Raw genomic sequence first — 24758 nt, 5'->3', positions numbered from 1 at the left:
AAATCCGCGACTAGTTATATTCAACTTTGAAGCGAACAATAGCGGTGTAATTACCTGGAATCAGAGGTTTGTTATTTTTCTCGATAGCTAATTTATAATCCAGATCCTGATTACCGTTTAATATCGCCTGTTCAGGCAGTGCTTCCCCCGGTATTACGGTATGACCTAAACTGTCTTTAATGGTCAAACCAACACCCTTTGCATCTCCTTCTACTTTGAGGAGATGTACAACATCGTCATGCACACCGTCAAAAGTCATGCGCAGACTGTTAAAGTTCCATGCGCCAGCGCGGACGGGTTCACAATCTTGTAAATGAATTGAAAAAGCTTTTTCCGGACCATGCCCATCGCGGGCAATATCATTAACGGGTAAATTCCCGAGATCTATTTGCTGGTTAACGGATTCTGTCGCGATATTACAGGCTGAGGCGACAATACTCCCCGTCATACTGACTTTGCCATGCCCTCCCATTTTCCCAGCAGCCGGAAGTACGGCAAGCAGCATGGCAATGAATAAAATCGACTGACGCATAATGCTCCATTAATAAACCAGGCAATCCATTAAGAATGAAACGAGAAGGCCGAAACCTTCTCGTTAGTGGCTAACTTACTCGTAAGACAGAGTAAAGTTTGCAGTGGTATCGAAGCTACCTGCAGTTACAGATGCATCAATACCTTGAACATACGCCTGGAAGTTCAGAACGTTGTCGCCTTCCAGAAGTGTGTCTTTAACAACAGTTGCGGTACCCAGAACCAAATCTGCACCATTATGGTCAGTCAGACCAATACCAGCACCAGCTGCAGTACCGTTAGCCAGTTTCAGGTATTTTTTGCTTGAATCAGCAGCAACGCCATCGAAAGCAATTTTTACTTTCTGAGTAGTTGCTTCACAACCTTGCAGTTTAATATCGAAAGGAACGGCAGTGGCTTTACCTTTGTTTGCTAAAGTTTTCACAGTAGCAGTACCCATTGGAATAATCTGAGCGCTGCTTTCTGAAGCGATTGAACAAGGAGCATCAACGATATCGCCTTTGAATTCAACAGTACCTGAACCGCCATTAGTTGCAGCCTGTGCGCCAGAAACAATACCCATCGCCATTACCAAAGAAAGTGCTAACTTATTCATGTTCATTTAATATTCCATTATAAATTTAATTAGGATTAATCGAGAGTTCCCCTCTAATAACCTGCGAAAACCTTCTAAAAAATAATTTACCAGGTCATTTCGGGACAACGGAATAATAGGCGCACCCTTGACAGTTTTAAACAAAAAATGACGTTCACTATCAAGATCGACATTTAATATCGCAACGGAGTCACACCAACCCTCAATAATGAAACAAAGTATCGCTTAATCACTTCATGCGACAAACCATAGACCACAAAAACATACAAAAGCAGGTGATTATGCTGGAAAACATCGACAAACTGGGTTTTATGACAAAACACTGCACTCACCTTGCCTGATTTCTTTAGCCAATTCTTCACAAATGAAACATAGCTATTACAAATAAAAATTTTGTTAATGGATCACCATAAGGAAGATATTTCAAGAAGGTCATGAAGCGTTGCTTATGATTCTTAAGTGTTTGGTGAGGTTATTAATCACCGGATGACTAAAAATTTCGATTGAAGCCGAATGTGAGCGAGGGTAAAGAAGAGGGTGCAAAGTAAACAATATTAAAAATAATTAAAACAAATCAACATTTTATTCAGTTAAATAGATTCCGAGTTCAGCACTATATAAAGAAACCCGCCTCTGGCGGGTTTCTTGCTTTCTGAGATACGGACTCCCCACAATTACATCATCACACCTTCCGCCATCCTCTGGTCAGTATCTTCTCTATCTCGACAATCACGAACAGCGCGACGCCGATCAGCAATCCGATGATCCAGTAAATGAACGGCAACGGGCGGGTGCCAAACAGTGTATTCATCAGCGGGACGTAAATGATGATGGCTTGCAGGGCGAAAAGCACGACGGTCACAATCCAGATGCCTTTATTTTGCAGCAGGCCACGGCTGAGAGAGAATTTATCCGAATCGCGGCAGTTAATCATGTACACCCATTGCGCGGTCACCAGCGTTTGTAACAGCACGGTGCGGATGAATTCCGGTTCATACCCACGCGGTTGCAGCCAGGCTTCCAGCATAAAGGCGCTGATGGAAATCAGTAAGCCAACAAACGCCACGCGCCAGATGGCATATTTATCCATGACGTGCGCACTGACGTTGCGCGGCGGACGGCGCATAACGCGGCTTTCGGCTTTCTCAAACGCCAGTCCGAAGGAGAGCGTGGCGGAGGTCGCCATGTTCATCCATAAGATTTGCACCGGCGTGAGCGGCAGAAGGTTACCCATCAGGATAGCGATAATAATCAGCAGCCCCTGTGCAAGGTTGGTCGGCATAATAAACAGGATGGTTTTCTTCAGGTTATCGTAAACCCGGCGTCCTTCCCTGACCGCATTGGCGATGGTCGCAAAGTTATCATCCACCAGGATCATATCGGCGGATTCTTTCGTCACCTCCGTGCCCTTGATCCCCATTGCGATCCCGACGTTGGCCTGTTTCAGCGCCGGCGCATCGTTCACGCCGTCACCGGTCATGCCGACAATTTCACCGGTCTCCTGTAACGCTTTGACCAGCCGGAGTTTGTGTTCAGGGCTGGTGCGCGCAAAGATGTCGAACTGCACGGCAGCGGTTCTGAGCTGGGCATCATCCATGTGCTCAAGCTCGTAGCCGGTGATGGAGTTTTCGCTGTTGCCAATCCCCAGCATTTTGCCGATCGCCATGGCGGTTTCCTGATGATCGCCGGTGATCATCTTGACGCGGATCCCCGCCTGCTGGCATTCACCAATCGCGACAATCGCCTCAGGTCGCGGCGGATCCATCATGCCTGCAATACCGATCAGCACCATGCCATGATGAAGTTCGGGGTGATCAAGCGAGGTCACCGGCTGATCGACCGGCTTCCACGCCGCCGCGACCATACGCAGCCCTTCGCTGGCGTATTGCGTAATCGCCGATTCCCAGTAAGCCAGATCCAGCGGCTGCGCGCCTTCCGGCGTTTGCTGGAACTGACACAGTTTAAGCAACACGTCCGGCGCGCCGGTCAGCAGAACCTGAGACTGGCCGTTTTTCTCGCAGGCGATCGCCATGTATTTATAGAGCGAATCGAACGGGATTTTACTGCTTATCTGATGCGAAACGTCGGGCAGCTGCGCCTTGGCGGCCAGCACTTTCAGCGCCCCCTCAGTCGGCCCGCCGGTGATTTTCCAGTGCCCCTGTGCATCCTGCGACAGCGTGCTGTCATTACAAATATCCACCGTGCGCAAAAACTGCGTCAGCAACGCAGAGGAATCCGGCGGTTGCGGGCTCACCTGCCCGGCGACGGTAAAACTCCCCGTCGGTTCATAGCTGCTGCCCTCCACCGTCCAGACATTATCCGCCAGAATGACCGCCTTGACGGTCATCTCGTTCATGGTCAGCGTGCCGGTTTTATCCGAGCAAATGACCGACATCGCGCCCAGCGTTTCAACGGTTGGCAGTTTACGGATGATGGCTTTGGATCGCGCCATCGCCTGAACACCCAGCGACAAGATGATCGAGATAATCGCCGGTAATCCTTCCGGCACCGCGGCTACCGCCAGGCTGATGACCGACAGCAGCAGTTCGCCAAATGGAATATCCCGCAGCAAATAACCGAAGATCAGTAACGCCGCCATCATGAACAGAATGATGACAAAAATGGATTTCCCCAGTTTGTCGATCTGAACCAGCAGCGGCGTTTTATTGTCTTCAATCGAAGAGAGCATTTCGTTGATATGGCCGAGTTCGGTATGCCCGCCGGTGGCGAATACCACGCCGCTGGCCGTCCCGGAACTCACGGTGGTGCCGGAGTAGGCTAAGTTCTTACGGTCGCCGATGGATTTTTCACCCTCGAGCGGGTCGGTTTTTTTCGACACGACGGTGGATTCACCGGTCAGAATGGCTTCTTCGACACGAAGATTATGGACATCGATCAGACGTAAATCGGCAGGGATCTTATCCCCCGGTCGTAGCAGAATAATATCCCCCGGCACGATTTCATCCGTTCCCACGGTAACTTGTTGTCCGTTGCGTAATACCAGCGCCTCGCTGGACAGCATATTCTGAATGCTCTTCAATGATTTCTCAGCATTATTTTCCTGAATAAACCCTATCAGCGCATTAATAACCGCCACGGCTAAAATCACCAGCGTATCCACCCAATGCCCCATGATCCCGGTGACCACGGCGGCAGCCAGTAATATATAAATGAGAATATCTTTAAAGTGAGAGATAAACTTAATAAATAAAGACTTATCTTCTTTTTGCGGTAAAACATTCGGGCCGTGCTGCCTGAGTTTATTCTGTGCTTCCTCTGCGGTGAGCCCGGAGAGGCCTGACTGCAGCCCTGCGAGGCTTTCTTCCACGCTTAGCTGATACCAAAGTTTATCTTGTGACGTCGGTTCCACCGAATGTGGCGTTGTATTATCCATAATTCTTTGACCCCTGAAATGGTTCACGAATAAAGAGAACAACGAACGAATTATCGTGCAGGTTTCTGGCAAGATGCGTAAAGCTGTATAAACTATAATATACCGTGTTAAATAGTGTTAATAACCAGACTGAAAAATAGAATAACCAAATAAAAACAATAACTCACTCACGCCTTTATGAAATGCAGACATAATAAAATAAGTCAGTCGGGTGACAGAAAAACCCCTGCAAATTCTGTTTGTATTTATTATTTTCGCGGGTTGTTAATGAGGGGAAGTATATTGAAAATTCGTTTTTCTCTCACGCTGGTCATCGCGCTGCTGTTAAGCGCCTGCGACCAGAAAACCCCTGATGCGCCGGTATTACCGCGTCAGGTTAAAGTTGCCACGGCTGACGCGGTGAACCTGGCCAGCTCGCGGGTTTTCCCGGCGCGGATCCTGGCAGGTGACAACACGGAAATTGCCTTTAAACGTGCAGGTCAGCTCGATACCTTAGATGTGCGCGAAGGGCAGGCGGTCAAACAGGGGCAAGTCCTCGCCCGTCTTTCCAACAATGACGCCCGCCAGCGGCTCAACGATCGCCGCAGTGCTTCAACGCTGGCGCAGCGCCAGTTCGAGCGTTACCAGACCCTTGCCCGGCGGCACGTCGTCTCACAGACTGAACTCGACGTGCACAAAGCCAGCCGCGATTCTGCCCTTGCCGCACTGAAAATTGCCCAGGAAGAACTCAATGATTTGAATCTGATCGCGCCGTTCAGCGGCGTTGTCGCCAGACTGAACGTGCGTAATCATCAGGTTATCGCCGCCGGACAGCCGGTCGCCACGCTCAGCCGTTCCGATGTGCTGGACGTTATTTTCAGCGTGCCGGAAAATCTGTTCACCAGCCTGGATATCCGCAACGCGCAGTATCGCCCTCTGGTACGCATCAATACCCTGCCCGGCCATGAATTTACCGCCAGCTATAAAGAACACACCGCCAGCAGCGAAGCCAATACCTTAACGTGGCAGGTTACGCTGACCATGCCGCGTCCGGAGAATTTCCCGGCAGTGGCGGGACTCAGCGGCACGGTGACGGTCAATCCGGCTAACCTCGCGACCGCAACGCCCGTTAATACGCTGGTAGTCCCGGTGGAAGCGGTGTTTAACCCGGACAGCCAGCAGCGCAATGAAGCGCATGTCTGGGTGGTCGCCGGGGACGGCGACAAACTGCACGTGGAAGACAGAAAGGTGACAGTGGGAGAACTGACTTCGCGTGGGATTGAAATCACCGCCGGACTGGAGAAAGGAGAACGTGTGGTGGCGGCAGGTGTGGGTGAATTACACGCGCAGCAGCTGGTGCGTATCTGGACGCGGGAACGGGGTTTGTAATGGGGATTAACGACAGCTTTATCAATAACCCGACGCGGGTGTGGCTGGTGATCCTCCTGCTCGGCGTGGGCGGCCTGATTGCGTTATTCAACATCGGGCGGCTGGAAGATCCGGCGTTTACCATCAAAACAGCCGTTGTGTCGGTGCAGTATCCCGGCGCGTCGTCGCAGCAGGTGGAAGAAGAGGTCACGCTGCCGCTGGAGAATGCCCTGCAGCGTCTGCCTTACGTCGATAACATCACCTCTATTTCTGCCGTCGGTTTATCGCAGATCACGGTTAATATCGATTCCCGCTATCACTCCTCTGAGCTGCCGCAGATTTGGGATGAATTGCGCCGCCGGGTCAACGATGCCACGTTGCAGTTTCCGCCGGGCGTCAGTCCGCCGTTTGTTAACGATGATTTCGGCGATGTGTACGGCTATTTTTTCTCGATTTATGGCGACAGTTTTACCAACCCTGAGTTGCGCAAATACGCTGAGCAACTGCGCCGCGAGCTGGTGCTGGTGCCCGGCGTCGGCAAAGTCGCGATTGGCGGCGTCCTTCCTGAGCAGGTAACGATTGAGATTTCCCGCGCACAAATGGCGGCGTACGGCGTCACGCTCGCGCGGCTGGCGGATGTACTTAACCGGCAGAATATCGTTTCTGATGCGGGCAGCATGACCGTCGGCAGTGAGTCGATCCGGCTGCATCCTACCGGTGGATTTCAAAACATTGATGAACTGAATAACGTCCTGATAAGCCCGGCGGGTTCGACGCACAGTATTTATCTGCGAGATATTGCCGTCGTTTCTCAGGGCGTCAGCGATCATCCGGGCAATATTTATCACGCCAATGGCCGTAACGCGCTGACTCTCGGCGTCTCTTACATTCCTGGTGTCAATGTGATGAATATCGGCCACGCCATCGAGTCTACAATGAAGGAGCTGCAGGCCGAAAAACCCGCAGGGATCCAGCTGAAAGTGTTCTACGATCAGGCCGCAGAAGTTAAAAAGTCCGTCGACGGGTTTATTATTAACTTCCTGATGGCACTGGCGATTGTGGTCGGCACCCTGCTCATTTTCATGGGCTTGCGCAGCGGTATTATTATTGCCGTCTCACTGGCGCTGAACGTACTGGGTACGTTGCTTATCATGTATTTGTTCGGCATCGAGCTTCAGCGAATTTCGCTGGGCGCACTCATCATTGCGCTCAGTATGCTGGTGGATAATGCAATTGTCGTGGTGGAAGGCGTATTGATATCCCGTCAGCAGGGCAATCCGCTGATGAACGCCATTTCGCACATTATTAAACGCTCTGCCCTTCCGCTGCTTGGCGCGACGGTCATCGCCATTCTGGCGTTTGCGCCCATCGGGTTGTCGCAGGATTCGACCGGCGAATACTGCAAATCGTTGTTCCAGGTGCTGCTGATTTCACTGATGCTCAGCTGGGTGACGGCGCTGACGCTGACGCCGGTGCTGGTGAAATGGGCCTTTGCCAATATGAAAGTGGCGGAGAAAAAAGCGGATGAGCAGGCCGACCCTTACGGCGGCTGGATATTTCGCCTCTACCGCCGCATGCTCAATGCCCTGTTAATTCGCCAGACGCTCACACTGACGGTGCTGGCGGCGCTGCTGGTGGCTTCGGTCTGGGGATTTAGCTTTGTACGGCAGAACTTCTTCCCCTCCTCGAATACGCCAATTTTCTTCGTCGATCTCTGGCTGCCTTACGGTACCGACATTAACTACACGGCAAAAGTCGCCGGAGAAATCGAAAAAAACATCAACCGACAGGAAGGCGTCGAAAATACCGTGACCACCATCGGTCAGGGGGGTATGCGGTTTATTCTGACCTATAACGGCCAGCGCCAGTATTCCAACTATGCCCAAATCATGGTGCGGATGGACGATCAACGGAAAATTGCCGGAATGGTCCAGCGCACAGAGCAGGATATTCACCAGAACTTCCCCGAGGTGAATGCGCGGCTCAAACGCATTATGTTTGGCCCTTCCGGCGACAGCGCGATCGAGGTGCGGATCAAAGGCCCGGATCCGGATACCTTGCGCCATATCGCCAGTCAGGTGGATCAGATCATTCTCGATGACGGTGCTGCTGACGGCGTACGTAACGACTGGCAGGATCGCAGCAAAAGGGTTCGCCCGACGTTCTCACCTTATCTTGGCCGTGAGCTGGGTGTCGACAGAGGGGAAGTCGACAGTGCATTGCAGATGAATTTTAGCGGCAGCACGGTGGGGATTTACCGTGATGGCTCCACGCTGATGCCCGTGGTGCTGCGTCCACCGGCTGATGAACGGCTGGATGTGGATCATATGGCGAATATCATGGTATGGAGCCAGACACGTCAGCAATTTATTCCACTGAGTAATGTAGTGAGTAAGTTCCGCGTGGAATGGGAGGACCCGCTCATCATGCGGCGCGACCGTATGCGTATGCTCACCGTTCAGACCGACCCGGACGCGGCTACCGGTGAAACTTCGGGCGACATGCTGGCGCGCATCAAACCGAAAGTGGAAGCACTGCAACTGCCACACGGCTACAGCATCGAATGGGGGGGTGACGCGGAGAATTCCGCCGAGGCGCAACAGGGATTGTTCACCACGCTGCCGGTCGGCTTCCTGATGATGTTCATCATTACCGTATTGATGTTCAGCTCGGTAAAAAATGCTATCGCCATCTGGCTGACCGTTCCTCTGGCTTTGATCGGTGTCACCTTTGGCTTCCTGCTGACGGGCATACCGTTTGGATTTATGGCGCTGATAGGTTTACTCAGCCTGAGCGGGATGCTGATCCGCAATGGGATCGTGCTGGTCGAAGAAATCAATCAGCAGAAAAAGGTGAAAAGTCAGGCCGAAGCCATTGTGTATGCAGCGACGTCACGCCTGCGCCCTATCCTGCTGACCGCCTTTACCACCGTGCTGGGTCTCGCGCCGTTGTTACTTGATGTATTTTTCCAAAGCATGGCCGTTGTTATCATGTTCGGACTGGGATTTGCCACAGTGCTGACGCTTCTGGTTCTGCCTGTGATTTACAACTGTTTTCATCGTGAAGGACAACGCAGCAAACAATGAACACCACGGGACTCAATATTATTAAAACCCTCGGCTGCCTGACTGCCGTGACTTTTTTCACCGTGTACAACACTTACGACGATTACAACTATAACTACGACAGCGTTCTGGCTTTTCTGACGTTTATCTCGACCATTGCCACGCCGCTGTTTTTTGTCGTCAACGGTTATATGGACGCCGGTTCCTGTTTAGAGGAAAACATCTGCGAATGGCAGATGAGGAAAATCCGGGCGATTTTAACCATTTTTATTTTCTGGTTCTCCGTCTATTACCTGTGGGAACCCTATCAGAAAGGTTATCTGATCCAGCCGTGGTTTATTTTCTCGCTGGTGATCATCTACACCTTTCATCCGGTGGTGGAATGGCTGGCCGGACGCACCGTCATACTGGCCAGCGTGACTGGCGCATTACTGATTTTCTCCTTTGCCTACGATCTGCTGGCGCTGTATTACCCGGAGAATCAGGTGTTATCTGTCCCCGCGCAGTTCCGTATCTGGACGTGGATCCTTTACTATCTCACCGGCCAGCTGCTCTTCGACCACAAGGTTTCACAGCTATATGGCCGCCCGCGCGTCGCGGGTGCTGCCGCGATTGCCATTCCCTTTGTGTATATTTTTACCTGGATGTACGAGAAGCATTTTTTCTTTTCACTCTTTAAGGTCGAGCAAAACAGCTTCATTCTGACCGGCTCGCAAGTGTACCTGCTGGTAGTGCTGATCATCCTCGCAGCCAACGGCGTCAAAGCCGACGCGGTGAAAAGACCGGTCGGAGAAATGGTGGGTGCGCTCGGCAAAACCATGACCGGCGTTTATATCCTCCACTACAGCTTTTTCAATCTGCTGATCGAGTGGATCCCAATCCACTCCCTGACCGCCAAACTCTTTGTTATTCTTCTCACGTTCCTGCTTTCCGTGGTATCTGCTACCTTGCTGCTGAAAAATAAAGTGACGAAGAGGCTGATTGCGTTTTGATGTTGCGGGCTTTTAACCGGCTGAATTGGGCAAAAAAAAGCCGAAGAACAGGTGCATTCTTCGGCTTTAAAGGTGGTGGGGTGTGGGTCAACGAGATTCATCCATACAGTTTGAGCCGCGCCATTTCTTTTGCAGAGGCCAGGTCGGCTTGTACCATCTCAATCACCAGATCCTGTAACGACGTTTCGGGCCCCCAGCCCAGCTTACGGCGAGCCTTAGCAGGATTTGCCGAGACTTTGCACTTCTCCGCAGGACGGATATAACGGGGATCTACGGCAACCACTACATCGCCGACTTTTAACGCCGCCGCAATCGGGCTGATAATCGCCGCAATCACCCCTTTCTCCTCAATCCCCTTGCCGATGAAGCGCAGTTTGATCCCCAGTTCCAGTGCTGCAAAAGTGACAAACTGACGCACCGTATATTGCACGCCGGTAGCAATCACAAAGTCCTCGGGTTCCTCCTGTTGTAACATCGACCATTGCATTTTGACATAATCCTTCGCATGCCCCCAGTCACGTAACGCGTTGAGATTACCGAGATAAAGGCATTGCTCCAGCCCCTGAGTGATGTTCGCCAACCCCATGGAGATTTTACGGGTCACAAAATGCTCGCTCCGGCGTGGCGATTCATGATTGAAAAGAATGCCGTTGCAGGCATACATTCCGAAAGTTTTACGATAATTCACCACCGTCCAAAAATCGGAGATCAGCGCAACGGTTTCCGGCGGACAAAGACTGGAGGTCACCATTTCATTGATTGTCATCCCGTTCACCAGACCGCAAAGCTCCGCAGGCGAGGCGTGATAATAACGAGTTTTGTGTTCCAGTCCCTGAGAGCGGACAGCTTCAAGAAACCTTAGCGCACTGATGCTGTTCTCTGTGAAAACAGAATGAGGTTGCAGACGTTCTGCCACATGGCTCAGTCCACCCAGATTATAAATTTCATCGGGCGCAAGCGTAGCCAGCAAATCGTTTAGTGATGAGGTATCCGCCAGTTCCTCCTCGTGAAGATAAAAACCGGGAGAATGAATACTGAATCTTTCATCGATAAATTCAGTATGCTGTCTGGCTGATAAAGGAATATGTCGATTAATACCGTGGACTGTATAGCCTTTTTTTAATAAAAGCTCAGCCAGATAAGAACCATCCTGTCCAGTTATACTGGTAATGAGTGCAACTTTAGACATACACGATCCTTGGATTACAATTAAAAAGAACGCATCTTTAGGGATGCACGATTAGAATTGTAAGGTCTTCAAATCAGAAAAATAAAACAGAAGTAAGATGTGAAATCAGAAAATTTCATTTCGTGACATAAAACTAATATCTTATTTTTTTGTGATCGCTAAATTCGTTCCACTTCGTTTTAATATAATCATCGAGTTCCTGATGAAAACGTTCTGCAGAAAATCTCAGGGCATTCTCCCGGCAATCTTGCGGGAGAATAGACTGTTGGACGAGCTCAAACTGTCGGACGGCCTGTATCACCGAGGTCACATTTTGTTCCGCGAAAAAGAGCCCCGTAGAATGTGCTTCCCCGTAAGGTCGTATCGTTTCAAGAACACCGCCTTTACCGTAGGCTATCACCGGTGTGCCACAGGCCTGTGCTTCAACCGGCGTAATACCAAAATCCTCTTCGGCAGCAAATACAAAGGCTTTAGCGCGACGCATATGATCCTGCATAACAGCATCAGGCTGATAGCCAAGGATTACAATATTACTGCCGGCCCTGGCTTTAATTTTCGCCATTTCCGATCCGTCACCGATAACGACCAGTTTTTTGTCGGGCATCTGTGTGAAGGCTTCGACAATCAGATCGATACGTTTATAGGGCACCATGCGTGACGCGGTGAAATAAAAATCCTCCTTTTTTTCCTGCAATGTAAAACGTTCAACATCCACCGGCGGGTAGATCACATCGGCATCACGCCCGTACACCTTTTTAATCCGTCGGGCGATGAACTGAGAGTTCGCCACGAAGTGATCGACGCCGTTTGCCGTGCGGTAATCCCAGATCCTGATCTTATGTAAAAACCAGCGTGCCAGCTTCCCCTTAAATTTTTTATCTAAACCTGACTCCCGCAAATATTGGTGCTGAAAATCCCAGGCATAGCGAATCGGAGAGTGCACGTAACTAATATGAAGTTGATCAGGCCCCGTGAGTACGCCTTTTGCCACCGCATGACTGCTGGACAAAATAATGTCATGTTTCGTCACATCGAGTTGTTCAATGGCCAACGGCATTAGTGGAAGATAAGTTTGGTATTTACTTTTTGCAAAGGGTAAGCGTTGAATAAATGATGTTGTGGATTCTTTGCCATAAAATAACTTCCGACTCTCATCAGAAAGAAAATCGACAACAGAGTACATTTCAGATTCAGGAAATATTTTAATAAATTCGGCGATAACTTTCTCAGCCCCTGCAAATGTCACCAGCCAGTCAGCGACAATTCCAACACTCACATCATGTGACATAATGGAAACCTCTTAACTTTTATTATTCCTGGCACAGAATTGACAGGATTTTTTGGGTTTGCTCCTGCATTAGGGCAATATCAGCACGAGACTCTACATTCAGTCGCACTACCGGTTCTGTATTTGAACTGCGCAGGTTAAAACGCCATTCTTCAAATTCCAGGCTTATGCCGTCGGTATAATCAACCTGTAATGCATCGCCTTCGTAAACTGATAATACGCGGCCAATGGCTTCCTTAGGCTGAAGAAGAATACTGTTTATTTCACCGGATGCCGGATAGGCAGTGATACGATCATTAATCATTGTTCGCAGTGACTGGCCCTTGACCAACATTAATTCAGCCACCAGTAACCACGGTACCATACCGCTGTCGCAATAATAAAAATCACGGAAATAGTGATGAGCACTCATCTCACCGCCGTACACCGCATTTTCCAGGCGCATACGTTCTTTGATAAAGGCATGTCCGGTTTTAGACATCACGGGTACGCCCCCTGCCTGCGTCACGATATCAATCGTATTCCAACTTAAACGCGGGTCATGGATGATTCGCGAGCCGGGATGTTTTTCCAAAAACGCATCGGCCAGTAATCCGACAATGTAATAACCTTCAATAAATTCACCGGTGTGGTCAAAAAGGAAACACCGGTCGAAATCACCATCGAACGCAATGCCCATATCAGCCTGGTGTTTGATGATGGCATCGGTCGTATCCTGGCGACATTCGGGTAATAACGGATTAGGAATACCGTTGGGGAAATTACCGTCCGGCTGATGGTGAACTTTAATAAATTCCACGGGCGCACGGGCTTTTTTGAACCGCGCTTCTAAGGCGTCAATAACATGGCCCGCTGCACCATTGCCGGCGTTAAGCACCAGCTTAAGTGGGCGATTGAAACGGTCAAAATTGATATAGCTGATCAATTTATCAATGTAGGCATCGAGTACAGAAGCTTTCTCGTAACTGCCACGTTTAGCGGGATCAATCGTTTTAAAATCATTAGCTTCGGCCAGACGTTGTATTTCGTGTAACCCGGTATCGCCACTGACAGGTTTTGATTCCTCACGAACCAGTTTCATGCCGTTATAGTTCATCGGATTATGGCTGGCCGTGACTTCGATTCCACCATCCAGGCTGAGATACGAGGTCGCAAAATAAATCTCCTCCGTTCCGGTAACGCCAATGTCCACCACGTCGGTCCCGGAATCCTGTAACCCTCTGGCCAGAGCCAGTTTTAAAGCTTCACTGGTTAAACGGACATCGCCACCGACGACCATTTTTGTGGGTTTTAAATATTCCCCGTAAGCACGCCCTATTCTGTAGGCAATATCTTCGTTTAATTCAGTACCCAGTTCGCCCCTGATGTCATACGCTTTAAAGCACGTTAATTTCCCAGACATATTTCACCCTCAAATTAGCAACGGCCATAATGGTCTTTAATACGAATAATATCGTCGTCCTCCAGATAAGAACCTGACTGTATTTCCAGAATCTCAAGCGGAATTTTTCCCGGATTTTCCAACATATGTTGAGAACCGATGGGAATAAATGTGGACTGGTTTTCAGTCAGTAAATACGTTTTACCCTCAAGCGAGACTTTCGCTGTCCCGGAAAGAATGACCCAATGTTCAGCGCGATGATGATGCATTTGTAAAGAGGACTGACCGCCGGGCTTTACTGTTAAACGATTGACATGATAACGAAGCGTATTCACCACATTATCGTTTCGTCCCCAGGGACGATAAGACTCGCGATGTAAACGATATTCCCGGCGATCGTTTCTTTTTAAAAACTCAACGACTTTTTTTACATCCTGAACCTGAGACTTATCAATAATAAGAACGGCATCTTTGGTATTTACAATCACTAAATTCTCGACGCCAATAGCCGCCACTAATTTCTCATCCGTATTGATATAGCAATTAGTGGCATTGTGAGTATATACATCCCCGGTCACTGCGTTACCTTCCGGATTTTTATTATTCACTTCCCACAACGCTGCCCAGGACCCCACATCATTCCATCCGGCATCTAACGGCACGACAATCGCATCGGTGGTTTTTTCCATCACGGCGTAATCGACAGACTCATCCGGGCACGCAATGAAGGCAGCTTTATCCACGCGGATAAACGCTTCCTGCGCATCAGGTTGCGAGGTTTTGATGGCTTTAAGGCAGGCGTCGAGAATGTCTGGCCGGTAAGTGGCCATCTCTTCCAGAAAGCGTTTAGCGCGAAACAAAAACATACCGCTGTTCCAGTAGTACTCACCGGTTTCGAGATATTGCAAAGCGGTCGGCATGTCTGGTTTTTCGACAAAGCGTTGCACCCGAAAAACGGGGCCTGAATGGCTGCTGAACTCACCGCCACGCTGAATATAGCCGTACCCGGTTTCCGGCCCGGTGGGCACAATGCCAAAGGTGACGAGTTTCCCCTGCCTGGCAAAAGGAATGGCGTTCTGAACGGCCTGATGAAAAGCGGCCGTATCCTCAATAACGTGATCGGCAGCCAGTACCAGCAATAAGGGATCACAATCCTCATCGATAGCACTGAGCGCTGCCAGCGTGATCGCAGGTGCTGTATTGCGGCCAACAGGCTCAAGAATAATATTATTCGACAACTGGTTAATCTGCCTTAATTGCTCCGCAACCAAAAAACGATGTTCTTCATTGCAAATAACTAAGGGTTCAGAGGCCTCCAACCCTTTTAACCGGGTGACGGTCTCCTGCAACATGGATTGTTCACCATAAAGACGCAAAAATTGTTTTGGATAAAGTTCGCGGGACATTGGCCATAAACGGCTGCCGGTACCACCGGCCATAATGACGGGAAGGATCATGATTACCCTCTGAAGTGCATTTATTTCCCTGATTAATCCGCTCTGAAAAGAGATGAGAAGAAAGAGAATATAATCTGAAATGAATCGATGATTAAAAAATAAAAAACAGTTTCTTTCTGAAATAAAACAGGACACCGGAAATAAGTAAAGAGATGACTAGAGTCAGCACATAATTGAGTGTCACACTGAAATGATAATATTCGACAAACGCTATAACATAGGGATGAATGAAATACACAGCAGATGCAATTAACGCAAGATGTTTAGAATTGAACTGCGTAAAATACACCCTGTCACTTTTCATCAGCAGTATAAAGAGCGCCGGGCAAAAAAGCAGCAATGACAAAATAAAATCGATGTGGTAAGACATCCTGTCAAATAAATAACGCATTGTCAGCCAGAGTTCCAGCGACAGGCAAAGCAGAGAAAACACCAAAATATAAGCACATGCAGATGCAGATATTTTTTCAACCAGACTATGCTTAGCAATATAAGCGCCGATATACATCATCGGCAAACCAAAAAAAAGGCCGTTACGAAATATCCAGTATTGAGAAAATATTTTAAACAGCACCCCGTCCGTGTGGATAAAGATGCGTACATACTGCAAAAACCACCCGATAATAAAAAGAAGAACGCAAAGAAGCAGCATGGACTTAACGTTTTTTAAATAATATAAGAACAGACCACCCGTGGCCATCGCTGCAACATACCAAAGGTGGTGATAACCAAATATCAGCTCAGAGACAAAAACAGCGGTATGTTGCGCAGTAAATCCCTCTAAAGGCAGATACATCGGCAAGTAAATAACCTGCCAGACAACAAACAATAATATTGCCCTGTAAAACCATTTTTTGAACTGATTTATATCCGTTACATATTGCTGGAAATAATACCCATTGATGATGAAAAAGATAGGAACGGCCATTCTGAAATAACCATCGACCGTGAAAAAGTTGAGAGTACTGAAACTGGAAAAAACGTCTATATGAATAGCAACGACCATGGAGATCAACATTAATCTGAAGATATCGGTAGTTTGATTTCTGTTGTTTATGACAGGAGGCATTTCTTCTCACTCAGAAAAGAATAATAAATCTGGGAAAATAACAGAATAATCACTGAGCTCACTTTAACTGAGAATTAATAAAATCCTTATCAGCGCGTAATTTATGCAGTATATTCTCAGGAGCAGTGACATTCCCCGGCGCAGCGAAAATTTCGTTGTTGGTCGCGTTATTGTTTTTTAAAACAATAATCGACGCGCAATTTTCGCCAGTAATGTTTTTAATGATATTAAATTTTGAATAGACCGTCAGCACTGAATCACAGTTTAATCCTTTAATATTGCTCAGGTTATTCGGTTTTTGAGGATTCAACGTCTCTTTCATACTGTAAAAAACCGATACTGCTGTTTTGGCGTTGCCGATAACAATATCTTCGATAATACACCCCGAGGAGTTGTTGACAAGAATGCCTTCGGAGGTCTGCGTTCTGCCTAAATCGGGGATCCTGATGTTTCTGATCGTGCAGTCTTCACAGAGATTCGTCGCTACGCCGCTGCCGTTCATCGTATCAGCAGTCATAGGCACCTCCTGCGTCGCATTCTCTATTATGCAGTTTGTCGAGTTAGCCATAAATCCGATGGAGTAATAGGTCCTTCTTAAATCAGGCTGGACGACGACGAGGTTTTTCGCCGAACAGTTATGATTAGAGGGCGTCTCAGGAGGCACATCGGAGCCCATACCTATCAGCTGAGTCCAGCCTCTGCCCCAGATATTGTAGGCATGACAATCCCTGGCGTTGACAAAGTTAATCCCGTAGCCGCCCCAGCTAAGTTTGTTGTCGGCGGTGAACATGGCTTCAATAAAAATGTCATGAATGGCTGAATTTTCTGCCTGCATGAACTCAGGGTGATCTCTGAGATATTGCCGCTGGGCCGGGTTTTTAAATTCAGGATTGATGGTCATCGGGGTATTTTTATTGAGATACCAAAGATGTGCAAAATGGCTGTTAGCCTCAAGGCTTGAGCCAATCACAAATCCCCCACGCCCTTTATTAAATACGGGATCCTCAAAGACCACTCTGGTTTTTGAACCCTGTCCATAGAGTTCGGTATGACTGGAAAGATAAACAGGGAATGTTAACCGATAATATTTCACCGGGTCTGGCAAGAAAATCCGCGCTCCCCCCCGCTCTTTTGCGCGATCGCAGGCCTTCTGAAAAGCCGGTGAGTCGTCCTGGATCCCGTCCCCTTTGGCTCCAAAATCGGTAATATTCAACAACGGCATCTGACCGAAGTCGGCTAACTGTGAAATTGCGGTATTCCGGGCAAAGCAGATACCCAGCGCTGAAGCGGTGGCCAGCTTCAACACTGCACGGCGATTCAACCCTTTCCCAGGCTGCGGGACAACGCGTTTATAGGCCACGTATCAACTCCGTCATGAAGGTTCTGGTTCTCTTTTATATATTGCCATCGTAAACAAAAAGAAAGGTACGCTGACCCAGAAGGTCGATATATCAATAAACAGCCCTGAGATGACATAAGCAACGATTAAGGCAAATTTATCTCTGTTGTTTTTATATACCAACACACAGAGTGACGTAAGAAACGATAAATAGAGAAGTAAACCAATAACACCCGTCTCAACAGAAAGTGACAGAAACATGTTATCCGGGATCAGGCCATATTTCTCAGTAGATAAGCGATAACCCACGCCCAGTAAGGGATTGTCACCTACCAACCCCAGCAACAGTGCCCAGGTCGTAAACCGTCCTGAACTGATGTCTTCCTGATTGGCACCCGAGAGTCGCCCCCAGAACGACGTCAGATACTCGTTATTCATGCCGACGATTAACAGCGTCACAATAGCTGCAAGGATGATAAATAACGTGGCAGGTTTAATTTTTCGCTCTAACGCCAGATTGGCAATAAAATAGACCAGCATGGCAACGATAAGACTTCGCGACATAGAAAGATAAATATTAATGAGCAGGCAGATTACCAGCGCCGTAAAAATAACGGTGCTTTTTCCAATGCGCTTAAGTTCTATGAAAGCGGTGATCGTCAGCAGCAAGATTAAATTACTGTATGCGCTGGAATCTTTGGCTACCCCACCGGCGCGAAAAACGTACCCCATTCCCGGATATTTATACATTTGCGTTGCGGTCAGCGCCGTGCTTTGTAAAAAGAAGCCCACCGTGGATTCTAAAGTCACCAGAAAAAACAGGATGATGACAAATGCCGCGATACGTTTATGCTGACTTTCACTCATACCACGGCTGAATACTAATATAAGCACGCCGGGGAGATACATCTCCAGCATTCTGAAGAACCTGAGATAGGCGGAAACATGGTCGGCGGTGCCGGGGTAATATAAATAACTGTAGGTAATGCCTGCCAGCACCCAGATAACCCAGAGCGAAAAAAACGTAAAAATCAAAACGGACTGTTTGTTTTTCTTCCTTTTGGTTAAAAGAAAACACAGAACAGAAATGAGCATAAAGGGAAAGGCGATTTCTAAACCCGATATATTTCCACGACCAAAAGGAATTAAGGTAATTATCGCCATCGCGATACAAGAAAACTGAATAGCGACACTGTCTTTATTAACTCGTTGCATTGAAAACCTTTATCATCAACGTTGAATTTCAGTGTACAAATTCAGTTCTGCCAGATAGGTTTGTTCCGGTGAAAATCTCGTCATGATGAACTTTTTAGCTGCCTGGATAACATGGGAATTATCATTTTTAACCAACGTTAATTTCTCAGAAAGTTGATTAATATTTCCCAGTTCATAAAGGTAACCGGTGATATTGTCCTGGATAAGCTCAGCATTCCCGCCCGAGGCCGATGCCAAAACCGGAATTTCATACAGCTGAGTTTCAAAAATAACCCTTCCCAGGGGTTCGCGATCTGAAGGGACGCACACCAGATTGACATCGCTAAGCGCATCGCGGACATCGGAAATAAAACCGGTAAACTCCACGCGTTTCTTCAGCTGATGCTTTTCGACAAACGCCAGTATATCTCTGTGGTACTCGCGATCCTTTTCCGTGCTTCTGGGCTCTCCGACAAATCTAAGTTTCACCGAAGGGTCATTCATTAGTGAAAAAGCCTTCAGCACTTCCATCTGATTCTTCACTTCAGTGATAGCACCGATCACGGCAATGATATACCCTTCTTGCGTGCGGTGAGTTTCAACGTCTGCTTTCTCGAGAAATTTAAGATCCAGTGGGTTATAAATGACTTTTATTTTCGATAATGAACCAGAGACTCTGCTGAATGTGCTTTTTACATATTCCGAGTTGGCTAATATTACGGTAGAGAGTTGGTATATGACATTATCCACAACGCCATGATTCGAAAGCTCAATACCGCATCTGGCTCTGAAGATAGTTTTCTTGTTACGCAACCGAAACGATGGCATGGAAAATAAACCGTCATAAAAAGTATTGCAATGAACAATGGAGTAATCTTTACTTTTTGAGAGAGTTTTTAACAGAAGGCTTAAACCGCCCACTAGTCGTGAATTAAAAGGTTTACTGTTGATATAATCAATATTCCTTTCATCGATGCCGGATTTGAGCAACTCTTGTTTATATTTGTGATTACTCTGGTCGATAAGAATACGAAAGTCTATCTGATGGCTGACTTTTTCCAGCAACGCAATCAGGCTCCGCTGGCCTCCGGCAACATCATGGCAGGTGTCAACGTACAGAACTTTTTCTTTTTTCATTTTGAGGTTCTCTTGTAAAATCGTTCAATGTTAACTCTGCCATTTTTGACCATGTAAACTGCTTAACCGCATTGATACAGTTATCGCTAAATTGAGCTAATACTTCCCGCTCGCGATAAAGTCTTAATATTGCCGCAGAGAGTTCAGCCACATCTTCTTTCACCACCAGCCCCGTCTTGTTGTTCTGAACCACTTCACTGATTGCCCCGACGTCTGTAGCAATGGAAGGGACGCCATATTTAGCGGCTTCAAGGAATACTAATCCAAAGCCTTCAATCTTTTTATTGCTGTGTTTCGCGGCGAGTATAAAGACCTTGTTATTTTTATAAATATGCGTCAACTCGTCGTCTTCTACACCGGAAAGAATACGGACATTGGCTTTATTGTTTTTCGCTAACGTTTCAAGGTTAATTTTAAACTCATCACTGCCATTACCGACGATGGTATAAACTAGGTGACGCCTAACATCCTCAGGTAATAATCCCAGCGCCCGAATCACATAGTCATATCCTTTACGGTCATCAAGCCTGCCAACGGTAAGAACAGGAAAGTCTTTTGAATGAACATCCATAATATAGCTTTGATTACTGATACTGCTGTCCTGAGAAACCCCGAGGTAGGTTACAATAACGGGTACAGAGGGAGGGACGTTGTGATTTTCAAGAAGAATACGTTTCGTGTAACGACTGTTGGTAAAAATAGTCTGTACGCCGGTAAATAAATTTAGGCATTTGGCAAATACCGAGGCTTTTCCATACTTCAGATTGAGTACTTCGCTCCCGTGCAGCATCAGATTAAACTTTATTTTATGGCGAAATCTCAGTGTATTCACACATTGTATCGCCACCCAGAACGGCCAGTCCGCAGCCAGAATATAATCGTATTGGTTAAAATCAATTGAGCGAACTTTCCTGATGAGCTTTGGCAAATGCCAGTACTTAAACTGACCGCCTTGCACCAGGTTTAAGCTGATCCCATTGCTCAATGCACTCCTGGCCAGCGATCCATCATATTCAGGCGCCACCAGCGTAACGGTATTTTCACTTTTTATAGTGTTAATTAGCTCTTCGCAATATCTGCCAATACCGCCTTTAAAAGGGTAAAACTCATTCGTTAATATTAAAATCCGTCTCACGATACTCCCCCCGCTCTTTTTTTATTTATTTTACCCCGGCCAAAAATGAACACTTCGCGCAAAGCATTCACTTTCAGACACGCACAACAGACGAGATAGACAATTCCCCCAACAATTATTTTAACTATCATGTCTATTATTCCGCTATCGATACATAAATAATTAACAGAAAAGAACATGACTACCGTTGAAATAATAACGGGTAACATATCTTTCAGTTGTTTAAGCGCACCATAACCAAACAACTTCCCTGGGTAATATGCATTAATGAAGAAGTAAAAAATTGAAACCACAAAATTGCTCATGACCATGTACTTCAAACCGAAAGGTGCGGAAACAAACAATCCTAATATTGTGAGGGGGAATTTAATCAGATCAATTTTTAAATACAGATCTGAGCGACCGATCGCATTCAGCAGATTGGCATTAATCGCCCCCAGAGGGATGATCATGCGGGAAAGTGCTAACCATTGAATAATGAATACCGAGGGCAACCATTTGTCTGTCAGGAAAACCTTAACGAAAGGCTCTGCGATGATAACCAGCCCCATCATGCACGGAAGAACGACAAAGGCGGTCATATCCAGACTTTTTTTATAAATATTCATCAGGCGCTCTCTGTCATCCTGTGCGGCAGCCATGACGGGAAACAAAACGCCCTGCAGCACGTTGAACAGATTAACGGAGAGCAGATCAGGTAAGTTACGTCCCTGCGCGTAAAAACCGACTTCTTTGCTGGTGAAAATTCTGCCGATTAAAATGGAATATGAGTTGTCAGACAACACGCCCAGCAAACCCGCCAGAAAAACCTTCGAGCCGAAGTTGAAAAGCTCTTTTGTTCTTGAGAAAGAGAATGCCAGTTTAGGCCGCCACTTCGAGACTATAAACATCAGCAAAGTGACAATGGCGGAGTAACTGATCGCCTGATACACCAGCGCCAGAACGCCATAATTCATGTAGGCCAGACAGATGGCAAATATGCCACTTATCAGCACTGCCCAGAAATTCACGAGGGTCTTTAATCTGAAGTTCAGCTCAATACTGAGTTTGGCGATTTGCACCACACTCAACGATTTAATGACGATGCTCAGCGAGATTAATCGGATAACGTCAATCAGCCGTTCATCTTTGTAGAAATGCGAAATCTCCGGTGCGAAGCCGTATAGCAGGCCATAAATACATAAACCCAGCGCAAAATTAATGTAGAACACCGTTGAATAATCCAGGTCGGTACGGTTTTTCTTCTGAATCAGTGCCTGAGAAAATCCCCCGTTGATAATGACATCAGAAAGAACGAGGAACACCGCCACCATACCTACCAGCCCATATTCGGCTGGTGTGATCATTCTGGCAATCATGATCCTGATGACAAACTGCCCGCCCTGCACCATGAATCTTTCGATAGCATTCCAGATAAGCCCGGAAATCGTGCGTTCCTTGAGGGATCTACTTGTCATTTTTAGTATCTGAGTAGGCATATCCGTAATGGCTGTACCCGTAGCCGTAATAGCTGCTGGCTTTCTTAACTACGCTGTTAAGAATGCAGCCCTTGACCTTAACGCCGCTTTGTTCGAAACGCCGGATACTGACTTCCACTTCTTTAACAGTGTTCATTTCAAAGCGGGCGACCAGTAACGTTGTTCCCACATAGCGGCCAATAATCGCGGCATCCGTGACGGCCAGTATTGGCGGCGTATCCACAATCACAAGATCATAATGCCCGGACGCCCAGTTTATCAGCGCACCAAATCGCACATGCATGAGCAACTCTGCCGGGTTAGGCGGAATGTCGCCCCGCGATATGAAATCTATTTCAATGGAGGGAATACGTTTAACAGCGTGTTCCGGTCGGATTTTCCCCGAAAGAATGTCCGACAACCCACCGTCTGTTCCGGTCTTGAAGAGTTTGTGCGAGTAGCCTTTGCGCATATCCGCATCGATAAACAGCACCTTTTTATTGGTCTGCGAAATAACGGCGGCCAGGTTACTGCTGATGAACGTTTTACCCGCACTTTGGCTCGGGCCGGAAATCATCAGCACATTATTTTTGGCTTCCATCATGGCAAAGTGAAGACTGGTTCGCAGGCTTCTGATGGCCTCGATAGCCAAATCAGCTGAGTTCTCAACCGCAAGGAAGCTCTGGTCAACACTTTTTTTCTTAGTCTTAGTGGACGATCTTTTACCTGACTTCCCTTTTTTACTGAGCCACTCCGACAACGGGATGCTGGCATACACATTGATGCCCTGCTCTTCGAGCTGCTCGGGGGAATCAATGCCTCTGCGTAAGAACACACGCAGAAATACCAGTCCGATGGAGATAATCCCGCCCAGAATCAGCCCCACCAGCACGATCAGCACTTTTTTCGGTTTAACGGCTTTAGGCTCGGTGACCGCCGTGTCGATGATCCGCACATTGCCGATTGCGCTGGATTTAGCGATGCTCAGTTCCTGCTGGCGATTGAGCAGTTGCATGTAGATTGCACGGTTAGATTCCGCATCCCGGCTCAGTCTGGCCACTTCCTGCTGCGTCGCGGGCATCGCGGAGACATTTTTATTCAACCGTTCTCTTTCTTTCAGTAACGTCTGACGCTTTTCCAGCAACGCTTTGTAGGTCGGATGGTCTTTGGTGTAGAGCTGCGAAATTTCTGCTTCACGGAAGGTCAGTTCATTCAGCTGGCTTTCAACATTGACTATCTGATCGAGAACAGATTTGGCCTCCAGAGACAAATCCACGGAATCTTTCTGCCGTCGATAAGCATTCAGCGCATCTTCTGCGGTATTGAGATCGCTGCGAACCTGCGGCAACTGCTTATCAAGGAATTCGAGACTTTTGGCATCCTGCGCGGCCTGACGGGCAATATTTTGGTCGAGATAATTTCTGCTGATGCTGTCGAGCACCGCGGCAATATGTTCAGGATCATCGCCATTTAATGACAAGTTCAGAATACCGGTATCTTTACCCTGATCGTTGACACTAAAAGCATCCAGCAAATCGTTAATTGCTCGCAGTTTGCTTAAATAGTAAATGTTGAACTTCGTACCCGCCGGTGCATCGATATTATTGACCAGCAAGGAAATGCCTTTTCCGCTGAGCAACTCTCCGGCCACGCCTTTTATCTCGAAATCATCCCCTTCGACCACATAATGATTTTTATCAACCACCTTAAGGATGATTTTCGGCACATCGTTATCATCACGCGGAAGGTATAACCGGCTGACGGAAAGCTTACCCGGCGTGGCACCAGTGAGCCTTGCCCAGCCCCTGCCGAAAACAGGGAAATACTTCTGCCTGACGACGGCCTGAAGGTTCAGGTCTTCAACGGTCTTTCCGAGGATCATACGGGATTGCAAAAGCGCGATCTCGGGTGCCGACTGCGGCTGAGCATCGGGCAGAACCTGGCTCAGGCTTTCTAAAATGGCATTACCCTGTTTCTGTTCAACCTGAATCAGGGCATCAGCCTGATAGACCGGCGTGGCGAACAGGGCATAAATAATCGCCAGCACGGTGAATAACACCGTAATGCCGATAATCAGTTTACGGTGATCAATAAGCTCACCCATTAAACGACCTAAATCTAATTCATCAGAATCGGGTGTGGACGGAGTTTTTGATATGACTGGAGACATGCGATGTTTTCCCTGATG

At 47.7% G+C, this 24758-nt stretch carries 17 protein-coding genes; 3 read left to right on the top strand and 14 right to left on the bottom strand.

Annotated features, from left to right (window positions below):
* Positions 1–10 precede the first annotated feature (10 nt).
* The 3 genes from GE278_04160 to GE278_04150 form a co-directional block, all read right to left on the bottom strand.
* The gene (locus GE278_04160; protein ID QLK60027.1) at positions 11–532 is read right to left on the bottom strand and encodes a fimbrial protein; all 522 of its coding nucleotides are present in this window, start codon (positions 530–532) and stop codon (positions 11–13) included.
* A 75-nt stretch (positions 533–607) separates the two neighbouring features.
* A complete protein-coding gene (locus GE278_04155) occupies positions 608–1132 on the bottom strand; it encodes a fimbrial protein (GenBank protein ID QLK60026.1) in 525 nt (174 codons plus the stop codon).
* A gap of 676 nt (positions 1133–1808) precedes the next feature.
* Entirely contained in the window at positions 1809–4520 is a 2712-nt protein-coding gene (locus GE278_04150) for an HAD-IC family P-type ATPase (protein QLK60025.1), read from the bottom strand.
* Positions 4521–4802: 282 nt separating this feature from the next.
* Between GE278_04150 and GE278_04145 the strand changes: the two genes are divergently transcribed.
* Genes GE278_04145 through GE278_04135 form a run of 3 tightly spaced genes read left to right on the top strand, consistent with a single transcriptional unit; the run spans position 4803 to position 9924 of the window.
* Positions 4803–5888: an efflux RND transporter periplasmic adaptor subunit gene (locus GE278_04145; protein ID QLK60024.1), complete on the top strand. Its 1086-nt coding sequence runs from the start codon at positions 4803–4805 to the stop codon at positions 5886–5888.
* The gene (locus GE278_04140) at positions 5888–8953 is read left to right on the top strand and encodes an AcrB/AcrD/AcrF family protein (protein ID QLK60023.1); all 3066 of its coding nucleotides are present in this window, start codon (positions 5888–5890) and stop codon (positions 8951–8953) included. Before GE278_04145 ends, GE278_04140 begins: the two co-directional genes overlap by 1 nt.
* Positions 8950–9924, top strand: coding sequence for an acyltransferase (locus GE278_04135; GenBank protein QLK60022.1), 975 nt, complete (start codon positions 8950–8952; stop codon positions 9922–9924). Before GE278_04140 ends, GE278_04135 begins: the two co-directional genes overlap by 4 nt.
* A gap of 97 nt (positions 9925–10021) precedes the next feature.
* On the opposite strand, the gene GE278_04130 is transcribed toward GE278_04135, so the two are convergent.
* The 11 genes from GE278_04130 to GE278_04080 form a co-directional block, all read right to left on the bottom strand.
* A complete protein-coding gene (locus GE278_04130) occupies positions 10022–11113 on the bottom strand; it encodes an NAD-dependent epimerase/dehydratase family protein (protein QLK60021.1) in 1092 nt (363 codons plus the stop codon).
* A 133-nt stretch (positions 11114–11246) separates the two neighbouring features.
* Positions 11247–12401, bottom strand: a complete 1155-nt coding sequence (locus tag GE278_04125) for a glycosyltransferase (GenBank protein ID QLK60020.1) — start codon at positions 12399–12401, stop codon at positions 11247–11249.
* Positions 12402–12423: 22 nt separating this feature from the next.
* Positions 12424–13803 (bottom strand): phosphomannomutase CpsG, encoded by a 1380-nt coding sequence (cpsG, locus tag GE278_04120; GenBank protein ID QLK60019.1) that lies wholly within the window; start codon positions 13801–13803, stop codon positions 12424–12426.
* A gap of 14 nt (positions 13804–13817) precedes the next feature.
* Positions 13818–15239: a mannose-1-phosphate guanylyltransferase/mannose-6-phosphate isomerase gene (locus GE278_04115; protein QLK63183.1), complete on the bottom strand. Its 1422-nt coding sequence runs from the start codon at positions 15237–15239 to the stop codon at positions 13818–13820.
* Positions 15240–15330: 91 nt separating this feature from the next.
* Entirely contained in the window at positions 15331–16308 is a 978-nt protein-coding gene (locus tag GE278_04110) for an acyltransferase family protein (GenBank protein QLK60018.1), read from the bottom strand.
* A 58-nt stretch (positions 16309–16366) separates the two neighbouring features.
* Positions 16367–17530, bottom strand: a complete 1164-nt coding sequence (locus tag GE278_04105) for a phage tail protein (GenBank protein ID QLK63182.1) — start codon at positions 17528–17530, stop codon at positions 16367–16369.
* Positions 17531–17680: 150 nt separating this feature from the next.
* Positions 17681–18862 (bottom strand): polymerase, encoded by a 1182-nt coding sequence (locus tag GE278_04100; protein ID QLK60017.1) that lies wholly within the window; start codon positions 18860–18862, stop codon positions 17681–17683.
* A 15-nt stretch (positions 18863–18877) separates the two neighbouring features.
* A complete protein-coding gene (locus tag GE278_04095; protein QLK60016.1) occupies positions 18878–19978 on the bottom strand; it encodes a glycosyltransferase in 1101 nt (366 codons plus the stop codon).
* Positions 19950–21113, bottom strand: coding sequence for a glycosyltransferase (locus GE278_04090; GenBank protein QLK60015.1), 1164 nt, complete (start codon positions 21111–21113; stop codon positions 19950–19952). Before GE278_04090 ends, GE278_04095 begins: the two co-directional genes overlap by 29 nt.
* Entirely contained in the window at positions 21110–22570 is a 1461-nt protein-coding gene (locus GE278_04085; GenBank protein QLK63181.1) for an oligosaccharide flippase family protein, read from the bottom strand. Before GE278_04085 ends, GE278_04090 begins: the two co-directional genes overlap by 4 nt.
* A complete protein-coding gene (locus GE278_04080) occupies positions 22560–24740 on the bottom strand; it encodes a polysaccharide biosynthesis tyrosine autokinase (GenBank protein ID QLK60014.1) in 2181 nt (726 codons plus the stop codon). Before GE278_04080 ends, GE278_04085 begins: the two co-directional genes overlap by 11 nt.
* Between the last annotated feature and the right edge of the window lie 18 nt (positions 24741–24758).

The sequence above is a fragment of the Enterobacteriaceae bacterium Kacie_13 genome (assembly GCA_013457415.1).
Classification (GTDB): Bacteria; Pseudomonadota; Gammaproteobacteria; order Enterobacterales; family Enterobacteriaceae; genus Rahnella.
The sequence above is the reverse complement of the archived record's forward strand: the minus strand, read 5'-3'. Positions and strand labels throughout refer to the sequence as shown.